At 55.5% G+C, this 14958-nt stretch carries 19 protein-coding genes and 1 pseudogene; 11 read left to right on the top strand and 9 right to left on the bottom strand.

Features of this window, described 5'->3' with window-relative positions; all coding sequences use genetic code 11:
- Nucleotides 1-25 precede the first annotated feature (25 nt).
- Complete coding sequence (locus N7V53_RS07325; RefSeq protein WP_279792923.1) at nucleotides 26-490, bottom strand: hypothetical protein; 465 nt, start codon at nucleotides 488-490, stop codon at nucleotides 26-28.
- Between the two features lie 138 nt (nucleotides 491-628).
- Here N7V53_RS07325 and N7V53_RS07320 point away from each other — a divergent pair, with 138 nt between their 5' ends.
- Complete coding sequence (locus N7V53_RS07320; protein ID WP_279792922.1) at nucleotides 629-1372, top strand: alpha/beta fold hydrolase; 744 nt, start codon at nucleotides 629-631, stop codon at nucleotides 1370-1372.
- A gap of 57 nt (nucleotides 1373-1429) precedes the next feature.
- On the opposite strand, the gene N7V53_RS07315 is transcribed toward N7V53_RS07320, so the two are convergent.
- Both N7V53_RS07315 and N7V53_RS07310 read right to left on the bottom strand, forming a co-directional pair.
- Nucleotides 1430-2203, bottom strand: coding sequence for a hypothetical protein (locus tag N7V53_RS07315; RefSeq protein ID WP_023479756.1), 774 nt, complete (start codon nucleotides 2201-2203; stop codon nucleotides 1430-1432).
- Between the two features lie 153 nt (nucleotides 2204-2356).
- On the bottom strand, nucleotides 2357-2800 hold the full coding sequence (locus tag N7V53_RS07310; protein ID WP_279792921.1) for a GNAT family N-acetyltransferase: 444 nt from the start codon (nucleotides 2798-2800) through the stop codon (nucleotides 2357-2359).
- A gap of 115 nt (nucleotides 2801-2915) precedes the next feature.
- Between N7V53_RS07310 and N7V53_RS07305 the strand changes: the two genes are divergently transcribed.
- Nucleotides 2916-3227 (top strand): EthD family reductase, encoded by a 312-nt coding sequence (locus tag N7V53_RS07305; protein ID WP_054803840.1) that lies wholly within the window; start codon nucleotides 2916-2918, stop codon nucleotides 3225-3227.
- A gap of 45 nt (nucleotides 3228-3272) precedes the next feature.
- Here N7V53_RS07305 and N7V53_RS07300 read toward each other — a convergent pair whose 3' ends face one another.
- Nucleotides 3273-4139 carry an NmrA family NAD(P)-binding protein gene (locus tag N7V53_RS07300; RefSeq protein WP_279792920.1) on the bottom strand — a complete coding sequence of 289 codons (867 nt, stop codon included), beginning with the start codon at nucleotides 4137-4139 and terminating at the stop codon, nucleotides 3273-3275.
- A gap of 108 nt (nucleotides 4140-4247) precedes the next feature.
- On the opposite strand from N7V53_RS07300, the gene N7V53_RS07295 reads away from it, so the two are divergent.
- Nucleotides 4248-5123 (top strand): LysR family transcriptional regulator, encoded by an 876-nt coding sequence (locus N7V53_RS07295; RefSeq protein ID WP_279792919.1) that lies wholly within the window; start codon nucleotides 4248-4250, stop codon nucleotides 5121-5123.
- 38 nt (nucleotides 5124-5161) lie between these two features.
- Here the strand turns inward: N7V53_RS07295 and N7V53_RS07290 are convergent, their stop codons facing one another.
- The gene (locus N7V53_RS07290; RefSeq protein WP_023479768.1) at nucleotides 5162-5377 is read right to left on the bottom strand and encodes a hypothetical protein; all 216 of its coding nucleotides are present in this window, start codon (nucleotides 5375-5377) and stop codon (nucleotides 5162-5164) included.
- Nucleotides 5378-5552: 175 nt separating this feature from the next.
- Here N7V53_RS07290 and N7V53_RS07285 point away from each other — a divergent pair, with 175 nt between their 5' ends.
- The 4 genes from N7V53_RS07285 to N7V53_RS07270 all read left to right on the top strand — a co-directional run bounded on the left by N7V53_RS07285 (nucleotide 5553) and on the right by N7V53_RS07270 (nucleotide 7822).
- Nucleotides 5553-5741, top strand: a complete 189-nt coding sequence (locus N7V53_RS07285; protein WP_279792918.1) for a hypothetical protein — start codon at nucleotides 5553-5555, stop codon at nucleotides 5739-5741.
- A gap of 153 nt (nucleotides 5742-5894) precedes the next feature.
- Nucleotides 5895-6383, top strand: coding sequence for a DinB family protein (locus N7V53_RS07280; RefSeq protein WP_279792917.1), 489 nt, complete (start codon nucleotides 5895-5897; stop codon nucleotides 6381-6383).
- Between the two features lie 39 nt (nucleotides 6384-6422).
- Nucleotides 6423-6833: a VOC family protein gene (locus N7V53_RS07275; protein ID WP_279792916.1), complete on the top strand. Its 411-nt coding sequence runs from the start codon at nucleotides 6423-6425 to the stop codon at nucleotides 6831-6833.
- 86 nt (nucleotides 6834-6919) lie between these two features.
- The gene (locus N7V53_RS07270) at nucleotides 6920-7822 is read left to right on the top strand and encodes a pyridoxal-phosphate dependent enzyme (RefSeq protein WP_279792915.1); all 903 of its coding nucleotides are present in this window, start codon (nucleotides 6920-6922) and stop codon (nucleotides 7820-7822) included.
- Nucleotides 7823-7886: 64 nt separating this feature from the next.
- On the opposite strand, the gene N7V53_RS07265 is transcribed toward N7V53_RS07270, so the two are convergent.
- Nucleotides 7887-8900 carry an NAD(P)-dependent alcohol dehydrogenase gene (locus N7V53_RS07265; RefSeq protein WP_279793171.1) on the bottom strand — a complete coding sequence of 338 codons (1014 nt, stop codon included), beginning with the start codon at nucleotides 8898-8900 and terminating at the stop codon, nucleotides 7887-7889.
- Nucleotides 8901-9116: 216 nt separating this feature from the next.
- Between N7V53_RS07265 and N7V53_RS07260 the strand changes: the two are divergent.
- The 3 genes and pseudogenes from N7V53_RS07260 (at nucleotide 9117) to N7V53_RS07250 (ending at nucleotide 11573) form a co-directional block, all read left to right on the top strand.
- Nucleotides 9117-9537 (top strand): annotated as a pseudogene (locus tag N7V53_RS07260) (hypothetical protein).
- Nucleotides 9459-10370 (top strand): mechanosensitive ion channel domain-containing protein, encoded by a 912-nt coding sequence (locus N7V53_RS07255; protein ID WP_312117912.1) that lies wholly within the window; start codon nucleotides 9459-9461, stop codon nucleotides 10368-10370. The pseudogene N7V53_RS07260 and the gene N7V53_RS07255 overlap by 79 nt, the downstream one beginning before the upstream one ends.
- A gap of 264 nt (nucleotides 10371-10634) precedes the next feature.
- Nucleotides 10635-11573 carry an omptin family outer membrane protease gene (locus tag N7V53_RS07250; protein ID WP_279792914.1) on the top strand — a complete coding sequence of 313 codons (939 nt, stop codon included), beginning with the start codon at nucleotides 10635-10637 and terminating at the stop codon, nucleotides 11571-11573.
- A gap of 54 nt (nucleotides 11574-11627) precedes the next feature.
- Here N7V53_RS07250 and N7V53_RS07245 read toward each other — a convergent pair whose 3' ends face one another.
- Nucleotides 11628-12842 carry an alpha/beta fold hydrolase gene (locus N7V53_RS07245; protein WP_279792913.1) on the bottom strand — a complete coding sequence of 405 codons (1215 nt, stop codon included), beginning with the start codon at nucleotides 12840-12842 and terminating at the stop codon, nucleotides 11628-11630.
- Nucleotides 12843-12957: 115 nt separating this feature from the next.
- On the opposite strand from N7V53_RS07245, the gene N7V53_RS07240 reads away from it, so the two are divergent.
- Nucleotides 12958-13833, top strand: coding sequence for a LysR family transcriptional regulator (locus N7V53_RS07240; RefSeq protein WP_279792912.1), 876 nt, complete (start codon nucleotides 12958-12960; stop codon nucleotides 13831-13833).
- Between the two features lie 5 nt (nucleotides 13834-13838).
- On the opposite strand, the gene N7V53_RS07235 is transcribed toward N7V53_RS07240, so the two are convergent.
- Both N7V53_RS07235 and N7V53_RS07230 read right to left on the bottom strand, forming a co-directional pair.
- The gene (locus N7V53_RS07235; protein WP_279792911.1) at nucleotides 13839-14471 is read right to left on the bottom strand and encodes an NTP transferase domain-containing protein; all 633 of its coding nucleotides are present in this window, start codon (nucleotides 14469-14471) and stop codon (nucleotides 13839-13841) included.
- A gap of 13 nt (nucleotides 14472-14484) precedes the next feature.
- Entirely contained in the window at nucleotides 14485-14949 is a 465-nt protein-coding gene (locus N7V53_RS07230) for a (2Fe-2S)-binding protein (protein WP_023479625.1), read from the bottom strand.
- Nucleotides 14950-14958 lie beyond the last annotated feature (9 nt).

Genomic DNA, 14958 nt, shown 5'->3' with positions numbered 1-14958 from the left:
CGGGAATAATAGCAATGCAAATGCATTACTTATCACGATAGCGGGTCGAGCGGCTCTCCTTCTTCGCCGAATGGATCCAGCAGCGGCCATAGAGGGTTGACGCGTAGTGGCGACCGCGATCGTCAGTAATCTGGCAGCGGCACGCGAAAGGTTCGACGGTGGCAGCGCCTGCAATTAACGCCGCGTCTTTAATTTGCGGCCTGAAGTCGAGAGTAATGCTGACATGACTTACCCACTCATGCGGGATACGCTGTTTGTTCAACAGATTTGTCAGCATATTCGTGTAATGGCGCACCAGAAAGTTCATCAGCTTATCGCTAGCCTCAGGCTGAGGTAAGGGAAACGAAAGCTCAATAGTCGTCCCCCCATCCCTGATCGCAAAGTGCTTAAGCAGTCCCAGAGACCAGTAGCCATGAAAATCATTATTGCGGCTCACAAAGCTCGAATTGAGCGCGTTAGCGATGCCCTGAAGCTCACGTCGTCTTGCCATCATTACTCCCTGTTTGCAGATCCATGGCCTCGCCAATATTAGGGGTTGCGCGCCTGTTGTTGTCCTTCAAAGGATTATCCATGTTAGAACATAGCGTTAATCATTGATTGAACAAATGCTCAAATTACAGGAATCGCTATGCCATATACATCAGCAACGCCGCGGCTCTTTTACCGCACGCAGGGAGAAGGCCCGTTAGTCATCATGCTTCATGGTTTGCTGATGGATAGCAGATGCTGGGTGGATAACGGCTTCATCTCCGCGTTAAGCCCCCATTTTCAGGTGGTATGTCCGGATCTGCCCGGCCACGGGGCGAGCGATAAACCCGCGAACCAGGCTGCCTACACGCAACAGAGCCAGGCGTTAGCCATCGTCAATCTGATGGATGAGCTGGGTTATGAAAAAGCGCATATTATCGGCTACTCTGCCGGGGCCTGGCTGGCAATGGAGCTGGTCAATGCTCACCCGGAGCGCCTGCACTCGGTGGTATTGGGGGGATGGGATTGTGAGGCTGGCCTGCCTGAAACGCCTGTTGGCAAACTGACGTTTGAGATGTTTATCACTTATGCCCGGCAGGTCGCGCCGGAACTCACCGCCTCGCTCACCCCTGAGGATGAAAAAGGGGCTGAACGCTTTTTTAATGAACTGAGAAAACATGCTCAGGACGCGGAGGCCTTTTTCCCCTGCCCTGTTCCCCTGCGGTTTTGGGCGGGCGTTGACGACCCCTATCACGCCTCCATGGCGGCGTTAGCCACGCGCTATGCCGTACCGCTTTTCGCCGGTAAAGGCGATCACCTGAGTGAAGTTAATCATCCAGAGGCTGCCACGCTCAGTGCGATCCTCAACTTTGTCCGCAACCCTCACGCGCCCGGGCGGGCATGATCTGTTTAGCGGGGAGCAGCCACAGCAGGCCTGCTCCCCTTTGTCGCTGTCACGCTTTTAATTCGTCACTGCGGTTTTCATTGCCGGGCGCTGCGGCAGTAGCCAGAGAAACGCCATAATAATCAGCGCCAGCGTCAGTGAGGCGCTATAGCGGCTCAATGCAAGACCACCAGCGGCGACAGGTTTATCGAGGAAATCACCGACTACCGCACCCAGGGGGCGAGTGAGAATAAACGCGGCCCAGAAGAGTGCGGTGCGCGACAGCGAGGTAAAGCGGCTGGCAGCCCAGATAATCGCCAGCGCGCCGACAAAAAGCAGGATCCCGCCGTCATAGCCCAGCCCTTCGCTGTCTGCGGTCCAGTCACCCAGCGCGGTGCCGAGAGTCTGTGAAAACATAATGGTGACCCAGTAAAAGCTCTCCGTGACGCCGTTGTTCACCGAACTGACAGCGATGGTGCCGCAGGTCAGACGCCAGACAAGCAGCGAAAGCAGCAGCAATGAACTCAGCAGCAGTGTGCCGCCCAGATAACCTATCCCCAGCGAGCGATCGGCGAAGTCCGCAAGCGTAGTGCCAACGGTGGTGGTGGCAACCACCGTAAACCAGTAGATCCACTTATTAAAACTGTGGCGTTCAATTTGCACCACCACGGCGATTAAAAAGATGATGGCGAAAATCAGCGTCCCGGTGAGGTAGCCCAGATTCATCGACATGGTCACCGCATCACCACCGGTTTCACCCAGCGTTGTCGCAGCAATCTTGGTTAACCAGAACGCCATCGTCACTGCGGGGACTTTGCTGGCGGTAGAGACTTCTGCGAACTTATTTTGCATAGGAGAGGCTCCGGAACAGCCCGGGATGGGCTAGCGTAGTACTTACATTATCGGAGTATTCTTAAGCGAGGATTAAGTAACGCAAATAAAGTGAAGAAATTTTGCGCTACGGTCGGCGCAAAATACGTGGCGTGAATATAAAAATGGGCAGCATCAGGTTTTCTGCAATTTCATATGCAAAAGTGGATAGGGCCTGCCCTGTCCATCGTTCTCAGAGCGGCTCACGACTACAAAACCCTGCTGTTGATAAAAGCCCACCGCTTGCGGATTCTGTTCATTGACGTCCAGCTCATCCGCGCCCTGCGCGATGGCGTGTCGCAGGAGCACTTTCCCGATGCCTTTTCCGCGCTGGGCGGCATCGACAAACAGCATCTCAATCCTGTTGTCGCTGACGCCAACAAAGGCGACGATAGAGCCGTCTTCAATCAGCCGGGCAATCGACAGCGTGACGGCAGGAAAATAGAGATTTTCTAACAGCGGGCGTAGCGCCTCAATATCCTCCTCCGGTAAGAAATCGTGGGTGGCACGCACCGATGACTCCCATATTTTCAGTAACGTCGGGTAGTGAACGGGCATGCCCGCTTCAATCGTTATCATGATTTCCCTCTCTGTGATGGCTTAACAGCGCGGAATGCATATTAGCACCCCGCAATGCCAGCTACACTTTCAGCGGCTTAAATGAACCGAAACCCGTTATGAAAGAGGTCACACGATGAGCACTTCAACCTTCACGCTATACGTCACCTATTACGGCGATCCGCAGAGCCGTTTTGACCGGGACTATTACGTCAACAGTCATATTCCGCTGGTGATCAAAGCGTTCCAGCCCTATGGGCTGCTCAGCGCAGCCGCCCTCTTCCCGGCCGTTGAGCAGACGGGCACCGTCGCTATCGCCGAGTGCGTTTTCCGCGATGAGGAGGCGATGAAAGCGGCGTTTAACTCGCCAGAAGCGCCGGAAGTGACGGGCGATGTGCCGCACTTTACCGATCTGACGCCGAGCATGTTGCGCGCCGTTGCGCTTTAAGTGCGAAATAATAAGGCCGGTGCTGATGCACCGGCCTTCTCATTTTTACTGTGCGGCAAGTGCCGTTACGAAGTCGCGGTAGGTGTGCAGCGGGCGGCCAAGCAGCGCCACCAGCCGCTCCCGGTCGCCCTCATGTGGGATCATGCCGTGGCTGACGTAGCGCTCGGCCATCAGACGCATTTCATAGGCCATCCATTTCGGCATAAATTCCGCCATGCCCGCTTCAAAGGCATCCGGACTGTCTCCGCCATATATCACCTCGCGACCGAGCACGTCGCGCCAGATTGCCGCCGCATCATTACCGGTCAACGTATCGGGGCCAACGAGGTTAATGGTCTCGACGGGCAGCTTCTCCCTCGCCTGGTCGCGCCGAATCAGCTCAATAGCCGCCACCTCGGCGATATCGCGCGTATCCACCATCGCCAGCCCGCGGCTGCCAATCGGCATCGGGTAAACGCCGTGGTTAACGATTACCTCCTTAATCATCACCTCATTGTCGATAAAGTAGGTGGGGCGCAGAATGGTGGCGCTGAAGTTCATCGCGGTCAGCATGCGCTCGGCACCATATTTAACCGCGAAATGCGGCACATTGACGGCGTCGTCTGCGCCGAAGACCGAGAGATAAACTACGCGCTCAATGCCAGCTTCCCGGGCGATGTTGAGCGTAATCAGGGTCTGGGTATATTCATCGGCGGCAACCGCATTGAGTAAAAACAGGGTCCTGATGCCGCTCAAAGCTGCGCGCAGGGCATCGATATCCAGCAGATCGCCCTTAACAACCTCCACATTGTCAGCAAAACCGGCTTTTGCGGGATCGCGGGTCAATACGCGGATGTCAGCGCCGCGGCGAAGCAGTTGGTCAACAACGTGGCGGCCAACGCGGCCGGTCGCTCCGGTAACAAGAATAGTCATGATGTTTACTCCGTAATGTCTGGTGGGTGTAACCAGAGACTATCCCGATCCATTTTTGCCCGGAAGAGGCTATTATTTGCACACTCTGTTCCAAAAATGAGACAGCTAATGGATATCAACGCCTTAAAAGAGTTTCACCTCATCGCGTCAGCAGGCGGGATTGGTGCCGCCAGCCGCGCCAGCGGGAAGCCAAAGGCCACCCTTTCGCGCAGGCTGACCGATCTTGAAGAGTCTCTTGGCGTGCGGCTGGTGGAGCGCGGCGGCCAGAAGCTGAAGATCACCGAGGCGGGCGAACGCCTGCTGGCACGCACGCTGGGCGCCATCCGTGAAATTGATGAAGCGGCTGAATCGGCGCGGGAAGATAACGCCGCGCCCGCAGGTTGGCTGCGCGTTGCCGCCCCGCTGCTCTTTTCGCAGCTGGCGCTGGGGCGGCTGATGGCAGAATTTCGCCAGCGCTACCCGCAGATCCATATTGAGGTTGTCTCGGAAAACCGCATGAGCGATTTGGTGGAAGAGCACTTTGATGTGGCGATCCGCATAAACCCGCAGGCAAACAGTTCGCTGGTTGGCCGATGCTTCGCCAGGGACAAGCTGGTGCTGGTCGCTGCGCCTGCTATCAGCCTGCCCGTTACGGCTGGGCAAAGCGTGCCGACGATCCCGGCGGTAGTGATGTCAACGCATATTGAAGGAAGTGACTGGATCGTTGAGAACGGACAGCGCCGTTTTACTCCGCAGTCGGTGATGCGCCTCTCCTCGCTGCTGACCGTCCGCGATGCGGTTCTGGCGGGTGCCGGTGCGGCGATGGTGCCGAAGTCGATCGTCAGCGCTTATCTTGAGAAGGGTGAACTGATGAGTTGGGGAGAGTCCGATACGCTTACCGAGCTGTGGGTGCTGCACACATCGCGTCGGCTACAGAGCCCGAAAGTGAAGGCGTTTGTGGAATTTATCTGCGAATACTATCCCGCTGGCTGGTTCTCTACCTGAGGCGAGCGGGATATATGGTGAAAAAGAGTGGGGGCCAGTCACTGCTCGCTGACGGCAAGGCCCTCGCTGGCAACGAGGCGAATAGCGGATTCATACACGTCGTTCATCCCATCCACCGCCTGCGCTTTTCCCTTTTGCAACTGCTCGAGAATACCCTCTTTTTCAACGCGTTTTCCCGCTGAAATTAATGATGATACCGCATGCCCGATAACCATATAGACTTCACTTACACGTTCTGAACTTATGATATCCATTCACTTCCCTCCCGCGTAGATGCCACACCCGTAATTACTCGCTGCACGAGGAGTTACGTGAGCAAGGTCTGCGATGTTGTCCCATATATTTATAAAGTAATTTACCTGCAAAATCATCACTATTTAATGAGGATTGTCTGAAGGTGAGTTAAATATTTTTTCGATTTTAAAGAAGATGTTAGATATTGATACTGCTGAAGGTTTTATGACAATGAAAAATAAAAAAGGGAGTTACGAAACAAACTTTCTGGCTAATAAAAAGTTAAAAAAGTGGCAGGGGACATCATCTCCTGCCGACTATAATCCGACAACGGCACCGAAACCATGTGCGCTTTATACCCCCAGTGTGACGAAGAAAGCTTAGAAAAACCTTAACGCCCCGACCTTTTCGACACGTTAACCAGCGCCGCTCGCTGAAATATACCAATGCCACCCCCCTGGTTTTTGCTTAAGGATCTACTCAGCTAAACAGTCCACGCGCGGTATGATACCGCTTCAGTCACATGTGGAGCAGAAGATGGACAAGGACACACTGGTTAGCCTGGTGAAATTTAAGCGCTGGATGGATGGCGAAACCCTCAAGGCCATTAAGGCGATCGACGAAACGGCGCATCCGCAAAAGCGCCACCTGATGATCCGGCTGATGAACCATATTTATGTCGTCGACATGATTTTCAGGGCCAATCTTACCGGCCAGCAGCACGGTTACACCGCGCTAAATACCCCGGAAACGCCCACCCTGGAAGAGCTTGAAGTGAAGATGGCCGAATGCGCGGCATGGTATATCGAGCATATTGGCGCCCTCTCCTCGTGCGATCTTGAAAAAGCCATCACCTTCCGTTTTGTCGACGGCGGCGACGGCGAGATGCGCGCCATTGATATGCTTAACCATGTGCTGTTCCATGGCACCTATCATCGCGGCGCGGTGGGCTGGATGATTTCAGAGTGCGGCGGCGTCGCGCCGAAAGATGTGCTGACGGTTTTTCTGCGCGATCATAATCACTGACGGCTTCACCTTTTCTGAAAGCAAATCAGGAGCCAAACCATGCTGATGTACACCACCATAGGCAGCAACGATTTACCGGCGATGACCCGTTTCTACGATGCGATTTTCGCGGTGCTGGGCGTGCCGCGCATTCCCGCGTGGAGTGAAACCTGGGCGATGTGGGGCGAACCGCCAGACAAGGGGTTTAGTTTTTGCATCTGCCCGCCGTTCGATAACAAAAGAGCGACGCCGGGTAACGGGACGATGTTCTCCTTCCGGGCAAGTAGCGCAGAGCAGGTAAGGCAATTTCATGCCGCAGGGCTTAAAAATGGCGGCAGCGATGAGGGTGCGCCCGGTCTCCGTGAAGCCTACGGGCCGGATTTCTTTGTTGCCTATCTGCGGGATCCGGAGGGACATAAGCTGGCCTGCGTATGCCATCCCTGGCACGCGGAAATAGATAACCCAGCCTGATAGTTCTTGTGTTATTACTGGTCAGGCTTAAAAACCTGTCCAGAACGGCCTTTCTCGTATGGGCTTATGCATAAGGATTCGATGTCATGGAAATCAGTATTCAGACCCCACTGCTGCACTCACTGCCGCTGAGCCAGCGCAGCGGATGCAATGTGTGGCTGAAAATGGAGTCTGCCCAGCCCACCGGCTCGTTCAAACTTCGCAGCGCTGCCCATGCCTGTAGCTATTACGCAGAGCATGGCGCAAAAGGCTTTATCAGCTCATCGGGCGGCAATGCGGGTATTGCGGTAGCTCACAGCTGTCGCAAACTCGGTCTGCCGGTCACCGTCGTGGTGCCTGAAACCACCTCCCTGCGGGCGAGAGAGCTGATTGAGCAGGAAGGGGCCAGCCTCGTGGTGCATGGCAACGTGTGGAGCGAGGCGAACGACTATGCCCTCTCTTTAGCCACCGATGAGATCATTTATATTCACCCCTTTGATAACCCGCTTCTGTGGGCGGGCATCAGCACGCTGGTGGATGAGGTTATCTCGGCAGGCGTGATCCCGGATGCCGTTATTCTGTCAGTCGGCGGAGGCAGCCTGCTCTCCGGCATCGCTCAGGGGCTGGAAAAACATCACCTGAGCCATATTCCGATCTATGCCGTTGAAACCGAGGGCACCGCGTCGCTTAACGCCTCGGTAAATGCCGGGAAGTTAGTGCGTCTGGAGAAGGTGAGCGGCATTGCAACGACCCTTGCCGCAAGCCAGGTGTGTGAAAATGCATTTAACGTTGCCAGCCGCCTTGAAGTGAGAAGCCAGGTTGTCTCCGACGCGGAAGCGGTGCGCGCCTGCCGCCTGTTGCTGGACGATCATCGAGTGCTGACCGAGCCCGCCTGCGGCGTATCGCTCTCGCTGCTCTATGACAATAAACTCCGCTTTAATCCCAGCGATAACGTGCTGGTGATTGTCTGCGGCGGAGCATCGGTGACGCTGGAAAGCCTGCTCGGCTGAAGGAGCGCGCCACCGCGCGTTAAAACGTGGCGGTAAGGGCGCATGCCCCTACCGCTGTGGCCTGTTACCACTCGACGCAGATTTTACCGAGGTGGGAACCGCTTTGCAGGTAGCCAAAGGCTTCGCTCAGCGCCTCATAGCTGAAGGTGCGATCGATAATTGGCTTTTGCTTCATCACTTCCAGCGCTTTCACAAAATCGATCTGATCCTGGCGGCTTGCCACAATCACCCCTTTGATCTGCACCTGCTTCGCCAGCAGGGAGAGCACCGATACGCTGGCCTCATCGCCGGAAAGGATACCAATCTGCGCGATATGCCCGCCGACTTTAACGGCTTTCAGGGACTCTTTCAGGGTGGCCGGGCCGCCCACTTCCACGACGTGATCGACGCCGAATCCCTGGGTCAGTTCCAGCACTTTGTCTCCCCACTCGGGTGTGGTTTTGTAGTTGATGGTCTCATCCGCGCCCAGTTCACGCACAACGTCGAGCTTCTTATCGGAAGAGGAGGTGGCGATGACTTTCGCGCCCATCGCTTTCGCAATTTGCAGCGCCGCGATGGAGACGCCGCCAGTGCCCTGGACCAGCACCGTTTCGCCCGCTTTCAGGTTGCCATCCACCACCAGCGCCCGCCAGGCGGTCAGCGCTGAAGTGGTGATAGTCGCGGCCTCTTTGTGGCTCCATCCCTGCGGCGCATGGGTAAAGGCGTTTTGCGAGCGGACAACGTACTCGCTTGCCATGCCGTCAACGCCGTCGCCGGGAGTATGGGCAAAGCCGCTCACCTCGGGACCCGGCTTGCCTGCCAGCCAGATGGGGAAAAAGGTGGAAACCACATGATCGCCGACGGCAAACTCCTCAACGCCCTCGCCCACCTCTTCAACCACGCCTGCGCCATCGGACAGCAGAATGCGGCCATCCTCAGTCGGGAACTGGCCGCTGGCAACAATCAAATCATGAAAGTTCAGCGAGCTGGCTTTAATCGCAACCCGAATTTCGCCCTTGCCGGGTCTGCCCGGATCGGCGATATCGGAGACGGTAATGTTTTCCAGGCCGCCCGGCGCGTTAAGTGTGACTGCTTTCATCATGCTTCTCCTGTTACAGCGTAAATTTGCGTTAACCAGCCTAAATCATAGGATCACTTTGTTAAAGTGGAGCGTTTTTGTGACCGGGCACACACCGCCGCCCCGGCGTGGACTTATATCCCCGTGTTATGTCATGATGCGAATTGGTTAAATTTTTGTATATATGCCCGCCAGCCAGGGCTTATACAGATGGCATACTCGTTCAGGCGATAAGTAATGGCGTATTTGAATTCTTTATTGACGTTTATCGAAGGCAGGCCGGCGCTGGCCATTGTTTTAAATATTATTCTGCTGATCGTCTCTGGCATGTTTGCGCACCTGATGTGCAAATTCCTGCTGATTAAGGTGGTGCGTAAAGTCTTCTTTGCCAGCCATAAAAAAGATGTGCCGCTGGAAAAAGATCGCCGTATCGCCGAAAAGTTATCCAACTTTGTGCCGGTTCTGACAGTTTATTACCTGCTGCAATTTATGGAAAATATGCCAGCCTCGCTGGTGACGGCAATAAATACCATCTGTGGTATTTTGTTCTTTATTTTTCTGTCGGTATTCTTCAACGAGATGCTGGATATCGTTAATAGCTCCTATTTGCGCAAGACGAAGCGTAAAAATCACTCGATTAAGGGCTATATCCAGATAGGTAAAATCTTAATTCACGTTATTGCCGCGATCATGATCCTCGCGGTGATGTCGAACAAATCACCTGCCATTATTATCTCCAGCCTCGGTGCGGTGGCGGCGGTGCTGATGTTAGTGTTTCAACACACCCTGCTTTCGCTGGTCGCCAACGTGCAGGTCTCCTCAAATGATGTCCTGCAACTCGGGGACTGGATTGAGATGCCGGATAAAAACCTGAGCGGTGAAGTGACCGATATCGCGCTGCACACCATTACTATCCGGAACTGGGATAACACCATTTCCCGAATTCCGACGAAAAACTTCCTCACCGAAACCTATACCAACTGGCAGGCGATGTTCTCCTCCGGCGCGCGCCGCATTATGCGCAGCACCAATATCGATCAGCACTCGGTGACCTTTCTCTCGCAGGAGATGCTGGCGCCGATGCTGGCGATACGCGGCGTAAGTGAACCGTTGTCAAAATTGCTCGATGGCCGCGATCCGCTGGGCGTGGCAGATAGCTGGTTTATCGATAATGGCCTGACGAATTTAACCCTTTTTCGCCACTACTTAATGGCTTATCTCGCTGAGCGGCAGGATATTGTCAAAGAGATGTATATTGTCGTCAGGACGCTAAAACCGTCACCGGCCGGTATCCCGCTGGAAATTTACTGCTTCACCACGTCAACCCTGTGGGCCGATTATGAGAATACGCAATCGGCGATATTTGAATATATCACTGCGGTAGCAGGACAATTCTCCCTGCGCTTATACCAGTATCCCGCTGGCCACGATTTCTGGCGCTTATCACAGCAGCACGCGATGCAGAAAAGCGCGCCATCCAGCGAAGGCTAACAAGCTTAGCGGGTCACAGCAGCGCGGGGCCACTCCCGCGCCCTACCTCAGATAAACATCACCACGTTGCGTCGGGAAAATATATTCTCCCGACGAAATGTGCATGCGCATAATTCATAAACTAAAAAAGAGAAGGACAAAAAAAGATATATTTCACACTTAGGATCTTTATCAAAAAATAAAAAAAGAAAAAGCCCTTTCCATTGCGGAAGTTTATACCCGTAGCAAAAATCATTATTACCGTTGTGATATGAGCAAAGAAAAATGAAAAAAACTCGTATTGTAGTGATGATGATAGGCGCTATTTCAGGTATCGCGTACGCAGACTCAGAGCAGTTAATCCCCGATTTTTCCCCCGAAAGCTTTTCCGCCTCCGCCTCTGCCGGGATGCTGAGCGGTAAATCGAATGAGCTAGTCTATGACGAAATAACAGGGAGAAAAATCAGCCAGCTTAACTGGAAGATAAAGAATGTCGCCATTGTGAAAGGCGATCTCTCCTGGAACCCCTACTCCTTTTTAACCCTTAACGCCCGCGGCTGGACGTCACTCGCCTCCGGGGCAGGCCATATGGATGATTACGACTGGCAGAATGCCAGTCAGTCAGGCTGGACCGATCACTCCACCCATCCTGATTCGGATGTCAATTACGCCAATGAGTTCGATCTCAACCTGAAAGGCTGGATTTTCCAGGACGAGAATTATAAAGCGGGCGTGGTGGCAGGCTATCAGGAGACGCGCTTCAGCTGGACGGCGCTCGGCGGCGCTTACGATTATGACAACGGCGCCTTAGTGGGCAACTTCCCGGCAGGCGAACGCGGGATTGGTTACAGCCAGCGCTTCACCATGCCCTATGTTGGGCTGGCGGGCCAGTACCGTATTGATAATTTCGAATTCAATGCGCTGCTGAAATTCAGTGACTGGGTGCGCGCGCATGATAACGATGAGCACTATATGCGCGACCTCACCTTCCGTGAGAAGACCAGCAACTCACGCTATTACGGCGCGTCACTTGATGCTGGCTACTACGTCACGCCGCACGCGAAAGTATTTGCTGAGTTCACTTACAGCAAATATGAAGAGGGCAAAGGCGGGACGCAGGTTATTGACACCACCAACGGCGGATCGGAATTCATCGGTGGCGATGCTGCGGGTATTGCCAACAAAAACTACACCATCACCGCCGGTCTGCAATATCGCTTCTAAATCCGCGATATGACCACCGCATATTAAGCCCCTGACGGGGCTTTTTTATCTCCGCTATTTAGCTGCAATAAACCCGGCAATTGCCGCCGTCACCGCATCGGCGGCTTCCGTTGGCGGATGGTGGCCGGTTTTTGCCAGCGTAAGCAACTGAGCATCGGGCAGAAGCGCGGCGATCTCCTTGCTTAACTCAACCGGTGTTGCCCTGTCCTCTTCCCCGACGATCACCAGCGTCGACGCGGTGATCGTCGGCAACAGGTGCGTGATATCGCCCCGGTCAAACACGGCGGCATCCAGCGCCAGCGCCAATCCTTCGCGGTTGTGAGCATGCATCATGGCGCGCTCTTCGGCGGCCTCATGGGGGTGGTTTTGTAGCCATTCTTCACTGTTTACATAGGCCTGAAGGGTAGTAAAAAACGCCTCCCGCGCCTCATCGGAACCCTTCAGCAGGGTTTCGCGCTGCCTACGCCACATTTCCAGCCGTTCAGGAAACTCCGCACGCGCGCTGGTGCCAATCAGCACGAGGCCTGCCAGAAGCTTCGGATAACGCGCCGCCAGCCTCAGCGCTACCATCGCGCCCTGGCTCTGCCCAACGATCGTGACCTTGCCGAGTGCCAGTTCATCAATCATTAGCGCCAGATCGCAGCTCAGATCGTCAAGCGTCCAGCCGGTAGGATCGTAACCGCTCAGGCCGTGTCCCGGCATATCGAGAACAATGCAGCGATAAGCGTGGCTCAGGGCCTGAACCTGTGCGGTAAAAATTTGATGGCTGGCGAAAAGCCCGTGGGCAAAAAGCAGCGTTGGCCCTTCGCCGATATCGCGGTAACGGTAGAGCGTGCCATTGATGCGCAACTGCTGCAGCGACCACTCATCATCCGCGTTGAAGGCTCTTGCCAGCAGCGCCGAATCTTCAAAGATTTGATAACGGCGAATTTTGCCGTTCGTGACCGTGAAGTGAATGATCATATCGCTGCCGACGGTGTGCCGCGTGCTGACCACCGTGTGGCGAAAACGCCCCAGCACCAGCACGCTGTCGTGCTGCGCGATAATCTCATTAATCACAAATTCCCGCGGCCTGAAGTTCTGCGGGAAAGCCATTAACCAACGCCGGACCTGCTCAGGCCCCTGCAACAGCCCGACGGTAGAAACACCCGGCTCGCCGTCAATATGCCACACTACATCGTCGGCCAGCAGGCTGACAATCTCATCCACCCTGCCCGCGGCGAACGCCGCAAGGTAGGTTTCCACGACCTGCTTCGCTGTGACTTCCATCTGCTCACTCCTGTTTTTCGAATAGTAATGCCGTAACAGAAGTCTATTTTTTCCATATTTTGAAAACTACGGATAAAATCGGCGAATCATTTTGCATAAACAGAAAACAGAGAGCATGGACTGGAACGATTTACGCTTCTTTTTGGCCGTTGCGCGCACCAACAGCCTGACTAAAACTGCCGCCACGCTAAAGGTGAGCCAGTCGACGGTGTCGCGCAGAATTAGCGCGCTGGAAAGCAGCCTGCGGACCAGCCTGTTTCTGCATCATCAGACCGGTTACTTTCTTACCGATGCCGGGCAAGCGCTGCTGAGTTATGCCGAAGAGGTGGAGAGCCGGGTCGGCGCGCTGGAGCACGCCTTTGCCGGAGGCGATGGTGAAGCGGCGGGAACCGTGCGCCTGGCAACGGCAGAGACACTGGCCAACCACCTGATTATCCCGGCCCTGCCGCAGTTTCAGGCCGATTACCCGGCGATCCGCCTCGAGCTGATTACCGGGGTCAACACCGTCTCGGTGGCACGAAACGATGCCGATATCGCGCTGCGCCTGGTGCGGCCTGAGCAAAACACGTTGAAGATCCGCAAAGCCGGGGTGATGGCCTCGGCGGTCTACGCAGCTGAGAGCTATCTGCGCGCTCACCCCGCGCCGGAAGATGCCCCCTTACGCGGGCGGCGCTTTATTACATGGGACAGTTCGTTCAGCCATCTTCCCGCTGCCCGTTGGTTTGATGAACAGGTTGAAGATAAAACCTCTGCGCTTGCCACCACCAGCCTGGTAACCCAGCTTTCTGCCGTCAACGCCGGGCTTGGGCTGGCGGTGCTGCCCTGCTTTATCGCCGCGCAGCAGCCGGGATTAGTCGAAGTGATCCCGCAAGATCTGGTGCTGAGCGAAGATCTCTGGCTGGTGACCCATGCCGATCTTATCGCCTCGGCACGTATCAAAGCGGTGGCGGAATTTTTAATGACTCTCCTCGCGCGGGCAAACATGACCTGAGGAAATTACCGGCCGCCATGCGGGTTTATGCGCCGCCGCGGCAGCGTATCAAGCAAGCGGTTTAGCTCAGCTCGCTGGCGATACTGCGCTGGCGTGTCGATATCGCAATGGATCCCCGGCTCATCGACGGCAACCGTGCAGGTGCCGATCTGGCGAACGATCGTTTTTAAGCTGCTGTCGGCGGGCGCGTTGCTGATAAGCGCGAGCGCCTGCGCCGGAAGCAGCACCGGGTGGCCCTGGCCCTGATCATAACCAGGCACCAGGCAGTGGTCATGATCCGCATGCTGCCATAACGCGCTGTAGACCGTGGGCGACACCTCCGGCATATCGCCCAGCGCCAGAAAAAAGCGCCTTGAGGTCACCGCCGCCGCGCCACACTTTACTGAAGAGAACATCCCCGAGGCGTAATCGGCGTTATGGACAAGCGTAATCGCGGGCTGCCCGCGATAGTAGCGCGCCAGCTCATCGCCACGGTGCCCGGTGACCAGGATCACCCGGTCGCAGAGCGTGAAGGCGCTGCGAAGCGCACTGTCGAGCAGCGTGCCCGCCCCCCAGGGCAGCATCATTTTCCAGTCGCCCATCCGGCTGGATAACCCGGCCGCCAGCATTACGCACTCAATCAGCGCCTTTTCACTCATCACTCGCTCCTTTTCACGCCTCGCCCTTCAGCACAGCTTTGATGGAGGTGATGATCGGCTGATAGCCGGTACAGCGGCACAGATTTCCCTCCAGCGCCTCTTTCAGCGCGTCGTCGTCCGGCGCGGGGTTCAGCTCCAGCAGCGCTTTGGTGCTCATTAACACGCCCGGCGTGCAGAAGCCGCACTGGACGCCGCCGTGGCGCACAAACGCATTTTGCAGCCGTTTGCCCACCGGGTCATGGTGCAGGGCTTCAATGGTGGTCACCTCTGCGCCATGACACTGGGCGGCGAGCAGCAGGCATGAACAGACTGCCTTGCCATTAAGGATCACGGTGCAGGCACCGCACTCGCCCACGGAACACCCCTCTTTGGTGCCGGTCAGGCGTAAATCGTCGCGCAGCAGATCGATAAGCCGCAGGTTATCGTCCACGTCGCGGAGAATACGGATGCCATTCACTTTCAGTTCAATTGGATGCATCTTCGCGCT

This window comes from Kosakonia sp. HypNH10, from assembly GCF_029850615.1.
GTDB classification, from domain to species: Bacteria; Pseudomonadota; Gammaproteobacteria; order Enterobacterales; family Enterobacteriaceae; genus Kosakonia; species Kosakonia cowanii.
This window is presented reverse-complemented; position numbering and strand designations above follow the sequence as displayed.

Coding starts and splice junctions, on each gene's coding strand:
- N7V53_RS07320 (WP_279792922.1), top strand. CDS start 629: ATGCCATATACATCAGCAACGCCGCGGCTCTTTTACCGCACGCAGGGA.
- N7V53_RS07285 (WP_279792918.1), top strand. CDS start 5,553: ATGTTAGATATTGATACTGCTGAAGGTTTTATGACAATGAAAAATAAA.
- N7V53_RS07295 (WP_279792919.1), top strand. CDS start 4,248: ATGGATATCAACGCCTTAAAAGAGTTTCACCTCATCGCGTCAGCAGGC.
- N7V53_RS07240 (WP_279792912.1), top strand. CDS start 12,958: ATGGACTGGAACGATTTACGCTTCTTTTTGGCCGTTGCGCGCACCAAC.
- N7V53_RS07290 (WP_023479768.1), bottom strand. CDS start 5,377: ATGGATATCATAAGTTCAGAACGTGTAAGTGAAGTCTATATGGTTATC.
- N7V53_RS07325 (WP_279792923.1), bottom strand. CDS start 490: ATGGCAAGACGACGTGAGCTTCAGGGCATCGCTAACGCGCTCAATTCG.
- N7V53_RS07230 (WP_023479625.1), bottom strand. CDS start 14,949: ATGCATCCAATTGAACTGAAAGTGAATGGCATCCGTATTCTCCGCGAC.
- N7V53_RS07310 (WP_279792921.1), bottom strand. CDS start 2,800: ATGATAACGATTGAAGCGGGCATGCCCGTTCACTACCCGACGTTACTG.
- N7V53_RS07270 (WP_279792915.1), top strand. CDS start 6,920: ATGGAAATCAGTATTCAGACCCCACTGCTGCACTCACTGCCGCTGAGC.
- N7V53_RS07300 (WP_279792920.1), bottom strand. CDS start 4,139: ATGACTATTCTTGTTACCGGAGCGACCGGCCGCGTTGGCCGCCACGTT.
- N7V53_RS07245 (WP_279792913.1), bottom strand. CDS start 12,842: ATGGAAGTCACAGCGAAGCAGGTCGTGGAAACCTACCTTGCGGCGTTC.
- N7V53_RS07265 (WP_279793171.1), bottom strand. CDS start 8,900: ATGAAAGCAGTCACACTTAACGCGCCGGGCGGCCTGGAAAACATTACC.
- N7V53_RS07250 (WP_279792914.1), top strand. CDS start 10,635: ATGAAAAAAACTCGTATTGTAGTGATGATGATAGGCGCTATTTCAGGT.
- N7V53_RS07280 (WP_279792917.1), top strand. CDS start 5,895: ATGGACAAGGACACACTGGTTAGCCTGGTGAAATTTAAGCGCTGGATG.
- N7V53_RS07315 (WP_023479756.1), bottom strand. CDS start 2,203: ATGCAAAATAAGTTCGCAGAAGTCTCTACCGCCAGCAAAGTCCCCGCA.
- N7V53_RS07235 (WP_279792911.1), bottom strand. CDS start 14,471: ATGAGTGAAAAGGCGCTGATTGAGTGCGTAATGCTGGCGGCCGGGTTA.
- N7V53_RS07305 (WP_054803840.1), top strand. CDS start 2,916: ATGAGCACTTCAACCTTCACGCTATACGTCACCTATTACGGCGATCCG.
- N7V53_RS07255 (WP_312117912.1), top strand. CDS start 9,459: ATGCTGGATATCGTTAATAGCTCCTATTTGCGCAAGACGAAGCGTAAA.
- N7V53_RS07275 (WP_279792916.1), top strand. CDS start 6,423: ATGCTGATGTACACCACCATAGGCAGCAACGATTTACCGGCGATGACC.